Source organism: Novosphingobium sp., from assembly GCF_039595395.1.
Taxonomy (GTDB): Bacteria; Pseudomonadota; Alphaproteobacteria; order Sphingomonadales; family Sphingomonadaceae; genus Novosphingobium.
This window is the reverse complement of sequence record NZ_JBCNLP010000001.1, coordinates 2,638,382-2,651,899: the sequence shown is the minus strand read 5'-3', so window position 1 is coordinate 2,651,899 and position 13,518 is coordinate 2,638,382. Positions and strand designations below refer to the sequence as shown.

Below are 13,518 nucleotides of genomic sequence, written 5' to 3'. Positions count from 1 at the left end.
CCGTCTCCTCACTGGCCGGGGGTGTCACGCCGCCCCCGGCCTCTTTTTGCCTTCAGCGTTTGAGGCCCAGATGCGCGGCCTCGCGAAAGCGCAGCATGGCTTCGGGATCGTCGGTCTGGATCATGGTGACGCCCCGGCGATAGAGATCGCCCCAGACCGCATCGGGCTTGCGCAGCGCGTCCACATCACTGCCGCCGCCGATGACAAAGCCCTTGAACAGCGTGTTGACCCAAAGCCGCACCGTCAGCTTCTGCGCCTGCTCGCCAATCGCGGGCAGGGCGGAAAGTTGCAGCAGCGGCAGTTCAAAGGCGACGGGCTTGCGCGGGCCCGCCATCTGGCGACGCATCACCTCGGGAATGTCGAGCCCGCGCTCATCGGCGCTCATCGGGATCACCGCGAAGGGCACCTTGTCGAAGGGGGCGATGGCGGCCAGCGGCGCGCTGCCCAGCCCGCCGAAGGTCTTCACGATCACCCGATCCTGCGCCCCGGCGCGCATCACCGCATCGACGACCTCGGGATAGATCATCGCCTTCACATCGAGGTTGAGCACGATCCGCCCCTTGGCCATGGCCAGCATCTCGTCGAGCGTGAGCATGGTCTGGTCGGTCAGCGCCGCATCGGTCCCGCCTTCATTGTCGCGCAGATGGAGGGCCTTGATCTGCGCCAGCGTCAGCTTTTCGATCGCGCCCTTGCCCTCGGTCATGCGGTCGACGGTGTCGTCATGCATGATGACCAGAAAGCCGTCGCGGGTCTTGTGGACATCGGTTTCCATCACATCGACGCCCATCTCGGCGCAGCGCTGCAGCGCCAGTGCCGAGTTCTCCGGCGCGCTGCCCCAGCCGTGCCAGGGAGCCGGTTCATGGCAGCCGCGATGGGCGATCACGATCAGGCCCCCTTGGGGATCACGGATGCGGCGCATGGTGTCCTGCGTGTCGGTGGCATGCAAAGGGGCCGCTGCCGCGCAGGCCAGCGCGGCCATGGCGAGAAACGCCTTGGTCATAAGGATCAGCTTTCGTCAGAAGGAGGAAGCGGGGCAGCCCAAGCCGCCCCTGCCAATCAGATCACCACTTGCGCGACAGCACGAAGCGGAACGAACGCCCGAACAGCGGCCGCCCGAAGATCGCCGTGGCGGAGCCTTGCCCGGTCAGCACGTCGCCTGCGGTGTTGCCCTCGGTCAGGCCATGGGCGTTGGTGATGTTGTCGCCCACCACCTGGAAGGACCAGCGGTCGCGCTCGACCAGCGCGCCCACCCCGAAATAGCCATAGGCGGGCAGGGCCGTGGTGTTCGAATAATCGACATAGCGGCGGCTGACATAGTCATAGCGGCCATAGAGGCTGATCTTGTTGCCCCCCGCCATGAAATCCACCGTGGGGCGGATGTTGCCATAGACCTTGGGCTGGCGGACCATCTGCTTGCCATTGCCGCCGCTGGCGTCCGCCCCGACCGAACTGGTGAAGTTGAGATATTTCGGGTCCTGCACCGTCAGCGAACCGGCGATGGAGAGTGGCCCGGCGATATGGATCTGGCCATCGGCCTCCACGCCGATGTCGCGCGCCTTGCCCACGAAGTTGATCTGCTGGTCGCTGCGCCCGGTGGTGGGGTTGAAGGCGGTGAAGGCGGCGCTGAGCGGGTCGAACTTGGTGTAGAAGCCCGTCAGATAGAGATAGGAACGGCCGAAGGAGGCCTTCAGTCCGACCTCATAAAGCTTGGCCGAGGTGGTGGTGGTGACGATGGGGCTGTTGATCGTCACCGAGGCGCCGGGCGGCACCTGCAACTGCGACATACGGGTATAGGCGCCCAGATGGCCGTTGAGGTCGTAATTGGCGCCCACCGTCCAGTTGGTGGCATTGGGTTTCAGCTTCTGGTTGACGATCTGGCCGGTGAAGGCGCGGGTGGCATCGTCGGCCAGCGTGGCGGCATTGCCCAGATTGGCCGAGGTGGTGACGCGATACCAGCCATCATACTCATACCATTCGCGGCGCAGGCCCAGATCGATGCGCAGATGGTCGGTGATGTCCCATGTGTCGGTGCCGTAAGCTGCAAAAACCCGGCCATTGTAGGCGCCGCCCGTCATCGAGACGGCATCGTTGATCGCGCCATTGTCCGTCACCGAACCCAGCACCGTGCCATTGGCCGAATAGGCCAGCAGATCGAGCATCTGCGGGTTGGACTGCACCGGCATCAGATAGTTCTGATAGACCGCGAAAGCCGTGCTGCCATAGCGTGAGCCATACAGCCCGACGCGGATATCATGCTTGCCGATGGGCGTGTCGAACTTGCGCGTGACGCTCAGGTCGCCCTGGCCGGAATAGAAGTCCGCTTCAATGGAGCGATATTGCGCCGACAGCACCAGCCCCGAAGAGGCGGCGGGGTTGTAGACGCTCTGCCCGTTGGTGCCCGCGATGGCATAGCCCAGCGAGGCGACATTGCTGCCGAACGCCGTGCGCGCGGCGCTCAGATAGCCGGCGGCAAAGGTGTTCGCATCCACCGGGTTGGAGGTGGAATAGAGCGCGTCGAAATGGTTCTTGCCCTTGGTGTAGCCGCCCTTGGCCGAGACATGCCACGGCCCGAAATCGCCCTCGTAATCCAGCGCGACATTGCCGAACACCATATGGCGGCCATTGGACAGATCACCATGCTGGGTCTGGATGTTGCCCGAGCCGTCGCGGTAGCGGATGTTGACCGACTCCAGCGAGGAGGAGTTCAGCGTACCGGTGAAATAATTGATGTAGGGGTTCAGGCTGACACTGGTGTTGCGCGGATCGGCGGTCGGGATCGAGAGGTAGAAGGCGTTGCGATCGTTGACATATTCGCCCGAGAGCTTCAGCGAGCCATTGCTGAACCTGTGCAGGATGTTGGCGCGGATCTGCCCGCCCTTGTCCGAAGGATAGCCCGCATCGCGATAGCCTTCGTTCAACCGCAGAAAGCCGCCGACCGCATAATAGGTGTCATGGCCGAGCGGTCCGGACTGATAGGCGTCCAGACGATAGAGTCCGCTGGTGCCCAGAGTGAGTTGCGCCTGACCCTGCGTATGGTCGCTGCCGGTGCGGGTGATGACATTGGCGATGCCCGCCGCCGTGCTGGCGTAGATCGGCGCCGGGCCGCCGCGCACGGTTTCCACGCGGTCGGTCATCAGGTCGAGGCGGTTCATGCCGTCGCCCGCGTTGAAGAAATAGCCGTCGAGTTCGTGGAACAGCGGCAGCCCGTCCTGCTGGAAATAGAGATAGCCGCGGTCGGTGGGAATGCCGCGGATGCGGGTGATGTTCTGCACCTCGCCGCCGGTGGCCTCGACCTGGATGCCGGGCAGGGCGCCGATCAGCTCGGCCATGCTGCGCGGGGCGAGCTTGGCGATCTGCTCCTGCGACATGGCGTTGACCGCATAGGAGACGCCGAAGCGGCGCTGGGCCCGCGCCGAGCCGGTGACGACGATATCGCTGGGCTGGTTGGCCTCGGCCTGCGTTGCGGCGGGCGCGGCGTCTTCGGCAAGGGCCTGTGTGGCAGCGGCGCTCAGCGCGAGCGCGGCGGCTCCTGTCAGCAGGCGTGAAGCAATGGTCATAGGAAAACCCCCGTCTCGATGGATGAGGCGCCTATGCTGGGGCTGCGTGACAGTTTTAATTTCTTACATGAAATTAAATTGCCTTTCTGCAATCGATAGCACGCACTCATCACACGCGGATCGCGGTGATGGCATGGATGGGGGCCAGCGCCGCGCCGATCACCACAGCCGCGCTGCCGATGGTGGAGGCATGGATCTGTGGTGTGGCGGCCAGATAGCTGCTGTCGCGCGTGGCGTTGATCGCCTCGAGCCTTGCGGCCAGCCCCTGCAGGATCGGCTGGGGCAGGGCGCCCGAGATCACCACCGCCCCCGGATCGAGCCAGACAATGCCGCTCAGCACCGCCTGTTCGAGCTGCGCGGCGACGCGATCGGCCCAGGCCTCGATCACATCGGCATGGCTTTCCAGCAGATGATCGATGTCGGACAGGGAGGAGATGTCTACCCCCGCCTCGCGCAGGGTGCGCATCAGGTCGATGCCCGAGGGGCGGGGGCCATGGCCGGGGAACAGCCGCCCGACCTCGCCCGCATTGCGATGCTCACCGGGGAACAGGTCGCGCTCGGCGATCAGCCCGGCGCCCACGCCATGGCCCAGAAAGAACACCAGCACCGAGCGATAGGCGCCCAGAATGCGCGGCTGGTAATATTCGGCCAGCGCGGCTGCCGTGCCGTCATTCTCCACCCACACCGGCATGCCCAGCGCATCGCCCAGAATTTCGTCGAGCGGCACATCGTTCCACGGCGCCAGCCAGTCGACCATCTTGCGGCGATTGCGATCGTCATTGAGCGCATAGCCCGCCACCGCCACGCCGAGGCCGAGAAACTTGCCGCGCATAAAACCATGCTGCGCCACCAGAGCGCGCAGTCGCGTGTCGAGCATGCGCGCGAACAGCTTCGGGTCGGTTTCGGTGAAAGGGATGGAGTCGCGCAGCAACGGCGTCCCCGCGAAATCCACGATGACGATTTCCAGCCAACCGGGATGCAGCGTCGCCCCCGCCGACCAGCCGCCCTGGCCGCAAATGGCCAGCGGGATCATCGGTCGCCCGCGCCCCGCGTTCGCGTTGCCCGCCAGCTCTTCCACCAGGCCCAGCGTTGCCACTTGCTGGGTGACACGGGTCATCGTGGCGCCATTCATGCCCATGGCCTCGGCCAGTTGCACGCGGGAGGTCGGCCCGGCGGTGCGCAGATGCCAGAGGATGCGTTTTTGCGGTTCGCTCAGCAGCAATTGCGGGCGCAAGGCGGAACGATGGCCGGAGATCATGGCGTGGCTGGTCATGATCGGGGCGATATAATTTCATCATGTCAAAAAAATGAAGGTCGGGCGCCGCGTCAGCCCCTGCGATTACAACTCCGTCGTGCCCAGCGGGAAGAACAGGCCGTCGCTCCACAGGCCGATGCCGCCGTCCGGGCCCTTTTCCTCGTCGATCGCGAGATTGGCCAGTTCGTACCAGGCGGGCCGCCCGACCAGCGCATCAAGGCCGCCGCGCACGCGCAGATAGAGGCGGGCGCCATGGCCTCTGTCCTCAAGCACCAGCGGATGATCGGGCCCCGCCACGACCAGATCGCCGACATTGGTGCGGAAAGCCAGGCACCGTGTTTTGCCTTCACCCTCGCTTTTGACCTCGACCGCGATGAAGGGCGCATCCTCGACCGCGATGGACAGTTTTTCGACCGGGGTAACCAGCACATGGCTGCCGTCTTGCTCACGCCGCAGCACGGTGGAGAACAGGCGCACCATGCTGGGCCGCCCTATCGGTGAGCCCTCATGCAGCCATGTGCCATCGGCCAGAATGCGCATCGCGCTGTCGCCGCAATGGGCCGGGTTCCAGCTCTCGACGGGCGGCAGTTTGCCCTCGGCGGCCTGCTGGGCGATCTCGCTCAGGGTGAGCGTCGCGATCGAGTCCGGAGGGAGTTGTGTCATGATTGGCCCCATAGCTGTCGCTGCGAGTGAGGCTTATAAGGCATCGCGCCGCGACTGGCCAAGGGGATGGTGGCCGAATGGAAAAGAAAACCATCCGGCGGAGGTGATCCCGGCACCCTTTCAGGGCGCGAGACGCGCGTCCGAGATCCCGCGTGAACTGGCCCAGATCGCCGCCTGCGTCCGGTTGTTCACATTCAGCTTGCGCAGGATCGCCTTCACATGGACCTTGACCGTCGCTTCGCAGACCACCAGCCGCCGGGCAATGAGCTTGTTCGAATAGCCTGCCATCAGGCAGCGCAGCACGTCGCGCTCACGCGGGGAAAGGGGGGTCTGGTCCATGGCGGCGGGCATCTCTCCACCGCTCTTCACGGCCTCGGCGCCAGAAAAGGCGATGCGGGTCGGTTCGGCGGTTTGCAGTTCGCCAAGCGGCTGCCGGTTGAACAGATCGACCAGATCGGAAGGAAAGACCCTTTCACCCATCGCGGCGAGCCGCAGCGACGTGGTCATCGGCAGGGCTTTCATGGAACGGACGATGTAGCCTTTGGCGCCGTTCTGAAAACAGGAAATCATCGCGTTGACATCGAAGCGTTCGGAAAGAACCGTGACCAGCGACGTCTGGAAGCGCGCCAATATATCCTTGACCAACCCGGCCTGATCACTGACCGGAAAGCCATCAAGGACGATGAATATATCCTGAGGAAGGCTGGATTCCACGGCTTCGGTCACGGTCGCGAACAGGTCTACGATCTTGAAACCCTCTGATTTGAGGATGTTTTTCAACCCCTCGCGGGAGATTTCATACTCGCTGACAATGCAGACATCTGTACGCATTTCGTTTCCCCGATCTCGTATCTCCGCCAGGCCAATTATGTGATTTTGGCCATGCCCCCCATTTATCGGCATGCCTGTTCGGTGCGACTCCGAACATCGTTCTCGATTTTGAGGATGCTGCATGCGGAAATTGAAATCAACCAACTTGTGGTTACGCATTGTTAACTAGAGGAAGAGGTGAAATGCATCACTAAAACAGATGTTTGTGGTTCAAATCTACTCCTTTAGGATAGGCTATTTGGAGGGGGGTAACCATCCCAAAATAAGACACTCCTGTACGAAAACGGGCAGCATCGTGATGATGCCGCCCGCCGCGTGACATTCGGTGTGGTTGAAGCGACGGTAAAAGCCATTCCAGATCAAGGTTTTTGGGATATGAGTCGGGGCAGGGCGCTGGCTTCCAGCGCCATCCCGCCCATCGGCAGGCCCAATCCTGAATGTTTGACGCTTTACTTCGCGGATAGTGAATGTCGATTTTAAATCGGAATTTGAATTTTCTTAAATATCAGAAAAACGCTTCCTTGATGATGATCGTGTCGCCCGGCGCAATCCGCAGCGGAGCATCCAGCTTGACCTGGGCAGGCTGCTCCCCTGTCCCGCGCTGGATCCTGATGGAATGCGTGTCCGCCCGCGCGGTGTAACCGCCGGCCGTCGCGACGGCCTGAGCAAGCGTGAGATCGCCGGTATAGGGATACTCACCCGGCTTGGCGACTTCGCCCAGAATGTAGAAGGGCCGGTGCTTGAGGATCTCGACCGCGACCTTTGGGGTCAGCACATAGCCACCGGTCTTCAGCTTCTCGGCGATCTTGCCCGCGAGCTGCGAGGTCGTGAGCTGGTTTGCCGGTACTTCATCGATCAACGGCACGGCGACGGCGCCGCTCTCGTTCACGACATAATCATTCGTCAGGTTCGGTTCGTCGAAGACGGTGATGCGCAGCCGGTCGCCCGCGCCGATCTGATAGCCCGTCCGCAATTCCCCGTTGAGCTGCGCGACGGTCATGCGCGGCGCATTGGCCCCCAGCGGACTGGACAAGGCGGTCAGGCTGATCAGCCCCAGACAGGCTGCCGTGACAGCTTGCCGCGAGCGGGAATGCAAAAGTCTGGCGATGGTCTTCATGCGCCGTCTCCTCGCACCAGAGGTCTTCTGGCTACAGTTGTCCCGGCATCATAGCCGCGGTGGCGGTCACCCGAAATCGCTATTCTGAGTGATGGCCGCAGTGCGGATGCTCATGTTTTCTTAACCACTTTGAGTAGGCGCCCCTACATCGGATGCTCGGTTGTGCGCGGTGGGAAATTGGGAAATCGTTACGGGTGAGATGGTCCCGAGCGGACCCGCTTTTTCACTGAGATGGTGGTGTCACATCCTATGCTGACCACACGAACAGATCTGCAAGATGGCGGTCAGGCACTCATCGCGGTGCCCCCCATCCTGTTGCTCTGGTCGCCGTCATCGCCGGAAGAGAAAGCGCTCATCCTCGATGAGGACCGGCCGGGCGTGGACTGGCACGGGGATCGCCGCCCGATGATCACGAAAGTCCCGAGTGAGCCATGGGGCAGGGTGATCGGGGCGATCCCGCAACCGGCCATGCGCCGCCCCGTGCCGGGCCAGGCCGCATCGGCGCAGGAACGGCTGGCGCGGGCAAGGGACCTGGTCGGTGCCGTGAGTTTGCTGGTGCTGTGCCTGCCTCTGATCCTGGGTTTGGCGATCATCATCTGGCTGACGGATGGCGGGGCGCCCTTTTTCGCGCACAGCCGCATCGGCCGGAACGGCAAGGCGTTCAAATGCTACAAATTGCGTTCGATGCACCGCGACGCGGAGAGTCGGCTGGCGCAGTTGCTGAATGACAATCCCGCCCTGCGCAGCGAATGGGCCCATCACCGCAAGCTGTCCCGCGATCCGCGCGTGACATGGTTTGGCAGCTTTCTGCGCAGCAGCAGCCTCGATGAGCTGCCCCAGCTTTTCAATGTGATCGACGGCACGATGTCGCTGGTTGGTCCGCGCCCGATCGTGCAGGACGAACTGCAGTGCTATGGCCGTTATGCGGACTGCTATCTGCAGTGCAAGCCAGGCCTGACCGGCGTCTGGCAGGTCAGCGGGCGCAGCGACACATCCTATCACCGCAGGGTTGCCGCAGACCGGCTCTATCTGCGCCGTCGTTCCTTCCTCTTCGACGGCAAGCTGCTGCTGTCCACCTTGCCTGCTGTGTTCACGCGCAAGGGAGCATGCTGATGGCGGGCCGGAGATCCATGCGAAAGGACGGTGTCCCTCAAAGGGGCCAAGCGATCATCCGCCTGCCCGACCTCAGCGAAAAGAGCGCTCCGCCCCGGCGGCGCAGGCGCACTCACCCGGTCGCGCCGGGCTGGTTTGCCGAGCTATGGCAACTGGCGCGCTTGCTGGTGGTTCTGCTGACCGCTGGTGAGGAGCGGCGCGAGATTGTCGCCAACCGCGTGATCTATGTGATGTCCGGCAAGGCCAGGCGCCGGGCGCCGACCTTGATCACGCGCCTCACGCTGCTGCTGGCGCTGCTGGCCCTGCCGCGCGCTGCCGGTGCCCAGGCGACGCGGGTGCTCACGCCCACCGAGATGTTCGATCCGGAAAACAGTCCGGGCGTGCCGCTGGGCAAGGAACTGGTGCTGCGCGATGAAACCACGCTTCAGGGGCAGGGCAATTCCAACATCTACAACGTCGACACCGACAGACGGTCCGATACCATCGGCATTCTGCAATCCGATCTGCATCTGGGCACAAACACCGCGCGCCATATGGCCGAGCTGACGGCGGGGGGAACGCTGCAGCGCTATGCCAGGACCGGCGCCGAGGACACCTCGACCTATTACGGCGGCGCGCGCGTCAGGCTGGACCTTGCCCACCGGATCACCGTGAACGCCGATGGCGAGCTGGGGCGCGGCTATGAGATGCGCGGCACGGCGGGCGACCAGTTCAACCAGTTTTCCACCGATCATCCGGTGCTTTACAACAGGCGGCAGTTCCATGCCCGGATCGCCCGCAGCGGCGGCGTTCTGGAGGTCGCGTTCGATGGATCGCTGCGCACGCAGGATTATCTGAAGGCTGCGGTGCAGGGCGTCCCCATCGATCTGTCCTATCGCAATGTCACGGTCCGCCAGGGCATGCTGGAGACGCAATACCGGCTGTCGCCCGCGTTGCGGCTCTATTCCGAAGTGAGCGTCAATGAGGTCGCCTATGCGCAGAACCTTGGCTACGCCCGCAATTCCAGCGGTTATGCGGTGCTGGCCGGGGTGCATGTCGCGGTGACCTCGGTCGTGGATGTGGAGGCCGCCGCCGGCTATATGCGGCAGACCTTCCAGGCCTCCGCCGCGCCGCCGGTCAGCGGCATCAGTTACAAGCTGGCGGCCAACTGGACGCCGACCCCGACGTGGCGGCTGACGGCAGCCGGTCGGCGCGACATTGATGCCAGCCCGCTCTCGAATGTGCCGGCCATCGTGCGCAGCAACATCGACCTCAAGGCGCAGCGCGCGTTGGGGCATCGACTGCTGGTCGAGGCCCATGGTGCCTTTACGCAGGAAGATTATCGCGGCCTGCCGCGCTCCGACCGCCGTGTCGAGGCGAGCGCCGGGGCGCATTATCGGCTGACGCGCAATGTCGGCCTGTTGGCACAGGCAGGCTGGCGCCAGCAATGGGGGGGCGCTTCGGGGCGCTCCTACAGCGGCTTTTCCGGCTCTCTGGGTGTGAGGATCGTGCTGTGAGGCAAATCCGCAACCGCTTCAGCACCATGAGACCGAGCGATGGAGGTAAACCATGAGCGGTTCGCGCGAACTCGTAGCCAAACAAGGCGAAACGCCCGCGATCGCCAATCTGGGCGAGCATGCGCTGGTCACCTCGGACCGGCTCGATCTGGTGGGCACGGTCAGCTTTTTGCGCCGGCGGCTGGGCATCATTCTGGGATGCGCCGCGATCGGCCTGGTGGCGGGCGGAGCCTTCAGTGTCCTCTCGCACAAAATCTGGCGCGCCGAGGCGACGGTGATGGTGCTCGACACCGCCAAGCAGTCGCCCGGCAGCGGCCCCGATGACACGACGGCCACCGTGCCCGAAACGCAACTGGTCGATACGCAGACGGCCATCATCGAATCCCAGGACATGGCCGTCCGGGTGGTGCAGGCGCTGCCCGCCGGAATCCTGATGCCGTCGCCGGTCCTGTACGATACGCTGATGCACCGCATCGCGGCGCGCCGCAACAGCCAGACCTATGCGCTGACCATCAGCTATGACGCGCCGACCGCCAAGCAGGCGCAGATGGTGGTGAATGAGTATGCCCGGCAATATGCCAAATGGCAGGTGACCACCGAACAGGAGCGCAACCTGCGCCTGCGCAAGCAGGTGGAAGGGCGGCTCGACAAGCTGCGTCAGCAGGCGCAGGCCGACACCGAGGCTTTGCAGCACTATCGTATCGCGCATAATCTGCTCAGCACCTCGGGCGCCTCTTTGGCCGAGCAGGAGATTTCCGTCTACAATCAGGAGGTCAGCAAGGCACGCGCCGCTGCCGTCGAGGACCGGGCGCGGCTCGACACGGCGATCGAGCAATTGCGCAAGGGCTCCTCTGGCGATGATGTGGGTGAGGCGCTGGATTCTCCGGTGATCTCCTCCTTGCGCGCGCAGGAGGGGCAGCTTGCCGGGCAGGTCGCCAATCTGGAGGCGCGCTATGGCCCCAATCACCCCGTGCTGATCCAGAACCGCAACCAGCTTCAGGAAGTGCGCAGCCGGATTCAGGCGGAAATCGGCCGGGTAATGTCCAATCTGCAGGCCAAGCGCAATGTGTCGCAGGAACGGCTGGGCTCGCTCGACGCCAGCCTTGCGGGCGCGCGCGCCAAGCTGGCCGACAACAATGCCGCCATGGTGGGGCTCAGCGGGCTGGAGCGTGCGGCGGCGGCCTCGCAGGGGATCTATGACACCTATCTGGGCAGCTACAAGCAGTTGCTGGCAGCGGAAGGAAGCGAGCGCCCCATGGCGCGCATCCTCTCCTTCGCGTCGGAGCCGACCAAGCCGCTCTCGCCCAACATCCCGCTGGTGGTCGCGCTTGCGGTGGTCATCGGGCTGGGTGTCGGCGTGGTGGGGGCCTATGTCACCGATGCGCTGTTTCTGGGCATCACGACGGCCTATGATGTCGAGCACAATCTGGCCGAAAACTATCTGGCCTCGATCCCCTTGCTCTCCTCCGTCCATGCCGAGCGGCCGCCCGCGCTCTCGGCGGTGCAGGACAGCCCCCGTTCGGCCTTCACCGAGGCCTTCCGCGTGTTGGGCACTGCGATCGACCAGTCCACGACGGGCAGGGCGCAGGTGATCGCGCTGACCTCCGCGCTGCCGGGTGAAGGCAAGACGATGACCTCCTGCTGCCTGGCCCATGTGCTGGCCGAGGGCGGCGCGCGCACCCTGCTGATCGACTGCGACATGCGCCGTCGCGGGATCAGCCGCCAGTTCAATGTCGGCCCCGATCATCCGGGGCTGATCGAGATTCTGGACGGGACGGCAGCGCTGGAGATCGACCATCTGATCCAGGATCGCATGCTCTGTGTGATCCCGCTGGGCGCCAATTCGGCGGATTCCGAAAGGCTGCTGACCGGGCCGCTCTTCGCCCAGTTGCTCGACAGGATGCGTGGCAAGTTCGACCGGATCATCCTCGATCTGCCGCCGATCCTGCCGATCGCGGCGACACGCACGCTGGCCACGCGGGCCGATGCCGTGGTGATGGTGGCGAAATGGCGCGAGACATCCTCCTTTGCCATTCGCACCGCGCGCAGCCGGTTGCCCAAGAACCTGGTCAATGTCGTGGGGGTGGCGCTCAATCAGGTCGATTTGACCAAGCGCGCCTATTTCACGCGCGAGGACCCGGCTTTTTATTACAACAAATACAGCGAGTATTACACATGAACCTGCTCGCCCCCGGCTTCGTGGCCGACCCTGCCCCCGGTTCCTTTGCCCCTCCGGCGATCCTTTCGAGCGGACGGTCCAAGCCCAGGGTCGCGCTGGTCCATTACTGGCTGGTGGCGATGCGCGGCGGGGAGCGGGTGCTCGAACGCCTGCTGGGCCTTTACCCCGATGCCGATATTCTCACCCATGTCTATGACCCTGCAGCGGTCTCCGCGCGGATCAGGGCGGCCAATGTCCGCACCAGCTTCATCAATCAACTGCCCTATGCGCGCAAGCTCTATCAGTATTATCTGCCGCTGATGCCGATGGCGCTGGAAGAGCTGGACCTGTCCGATTACGACCTTGTCATCAGCAGCGAGGCTGGGCCCGCCAAAGGCGTGATCACCGCGCCCAATGCGCGGCATTTCTGCTATTGCCATTCGCCCATGCGCTACATCTGGGACCACTATCACCAGTATCGCAAGGAGGCGAACCTGCTGGCCCGGATGGCGATGCCCACGATGTATCACCGGTTGCGCGAATGGGATGTCAGCTCCAGCGCGCGGGTCGATCATTTCGCCGCCAACTCGAGCTTTATCCAGCAGCGTATCCGCAAATTCTGGCGGCGCGAGGCCGAGGTCATCCACCCCCCGGTCGAGACCAGCCTGTTCAGCCCTTCGAGCGAGATCGACGATTTCTACCTGTGGGTCGGCCAGATGGTGCCCTACAAGCGGCCCGATCTGGCGGTCGATGCCTTCAACGCCAATGGCCTGCCGCTGGTCATGGTCGGCAGTGGGGGCATGGAGAAGGCGCTGAAAGCACGGGCCAGGCCGAACATCCGCTTTGTCAGCCATCTCGATTTCGCGCAGCTGCGCCAGACCTATGCGCGCGCGCGGGCTCTGGTGATGACAGCTGAGGAGGATTTCGGCCTGACGCCGGTGGAGGCCATGGCCTCGGGCCGACCGGTTGTCGGGCTGGGGCGCGGAGGGCTGGTCGACAGCGTGGTGCCCGACCGCACGGGGGTTCTGTTTGCGCGGCAGGAGGTCGATGATCTGATCGAGGCCGTCAGCCGTATGGAGAACTTCCTGCGCGATTTCGATCCCCGGCATGCTGTCGAACAGGCGGAGCGGTTCTCCGTGGCGCGTTTTGACCGGAAGATGCGGCGGTTTACGCAGATGAATTAAGGGATGAAGGAAGACATGCGAGGGCCATCGCCCTCGCGCTCCCTTTAATGTCTGCGTTGCGCCTCCGGTTCGGCGGAGGAGCTAGATTTGCTGCGCCGCAGGCAGAAAGATATGTGGCGCCATATTGGCAAGCTTGCGCCAACT

General features: G+C 63.8%; 10 protein-coding genes. 4 read left to right on the top strand and 6 right to left on the bottom strand.

The window, feature by feature from the left end:
• Positions 1-52: 52 nt before the first annotated feature.
• From ABDW49_RS12310 to ABDW49_RS12285, 6 genes are all read right to left on the bottom strand, one after another.
• Positions 53-1,000, bottom strand: a complete 948-nt coding sequence (locus ABDW49_RS12310) for a glycerophosphodiester phosphodiesterase family protein (RefSeq protein ID WP_343612232.1) — start codon at positions 998-1,000, stop codon at positions 53-55.
• A gap of 61 nt (positions 1,001-1,061) precedes the next feature.
• Positions 1,062-3,557 (bottom strand): TonB-dependent receptor, encoded by a 2,496-nt coding sequence (locus ABDW49_RS12305; protein WP_343612231.1) that lies wholly within the window; start codon positions 3,555-3,557, stop codon positions 1,062-1,064.
• Positions 3,558-3,666: 109 nt separating this feature from the next.
• Positions 3,667-4,830, bottom strand: coding sequence for an ROK family transcriptional regulator (locus tag ABDW49_RS12300; protein ID WP_343612230.1), 1,164 nt, complete (start codon positions 4,828-4,830; stop codon positions 3,667-3,669).
• Positions 4,831-4,896: 66 nt separating this feature from the next.
• On the bottom strand, positions 4,897-5,475 hold the full coding sequence (locus ABDW49_RS12295; protein ID WP_343612229.1) for a DUF1285 domain-containing protein: 579 nt from the start codon (positions 5,473-5,475) through the stop codon (positions 4,897-4,899).
• Positions 5,476-5,595: 120 nt separating this feature from the next.
• Positions 5,596-6,306 (bottom strand): response regulator transcription factor, encoded by a 711-nt coding sequence (locus ABDW49_RS12290; protein WP_343612228.1) that lies wholly within the window; start codon positions 6,304-6,306, stop codon positions 5,596-5,598.
• A gap of 505 nt (positions 6,307-6,811) precedes the next feature.
• The gene (locus ABDW49_RS12285) at positions 6,812-7,423 is read right to left on the bottom strand and encodes a polysaccharide biosynthesis/export family protein (RefSeq protein ID WP_343612227.1); all 612 of its coding nucleotides are present in this window, start codon (positions 7,421-7,423) and stop codon (positions 6,812-6,814) included.
• A gap of 237 nt (positions 7,424-7,660) precedes the next feature.
• Here ABDW49_RS12285 and ABDW49_RS12280 point away from each other — a divergent pair, with 237 nt between their 5' ends.
• The 4 genes from ABDW49_RS12280 (at position 7,661) to ABDW49_RS12265 (ending at position 13,374) form a co-directional block, all read left to right on the top strand.
• Complete coding sequence (locus ABDW49_RS12280; protein ID WP_343612226.1) at positions 7,661-8,536, top strand: sugar transferase; 876 nt, start codon at positions 7,661-7,663, stop codon at positions 8,534-8,536.
• 17 nt (positions 8,537-8,553) lie between these two features.
• Positions 8,554-10,032, top strand: coding sequence for an outer membrane beta-barrel protein (locus tag ABDW49_RS12275; protein ID WP_343612225.1), 1,479 nt, complete (start codon positions 8,554-8,556; stop codon positions 10,030-10,032).
• A 52-nt stretch (positions 10,033-10,084) separates the two neighbouring features.
• A complete protein-coding gene (locus ABDW49_RS12270) occupies positions 10,085-12,211 on the top strand; it encodes an AAA family ATPase (RefSeq protein ID WP_343612224.1) in 2,127 nt (708 codons plus the stop codon).
• Positions 12,212-12,330: 119 nt separating this feature from the next.
• Positions 12,331-13,374 carry a glycosyltransferase gene (locus ABDW49_RS12265; protein ID WP_343614269.1) on the top strand — a complete coding sequence of 348 codons (1,044 nt, stop codon included), beginning with the start codon at positions 12,331-12,333 and terminating at the stop codon, positions 13,372-13,374.
• The last annotated feature ends 144 nt before the right edge of the window (positions 13,375-13,518 follow it).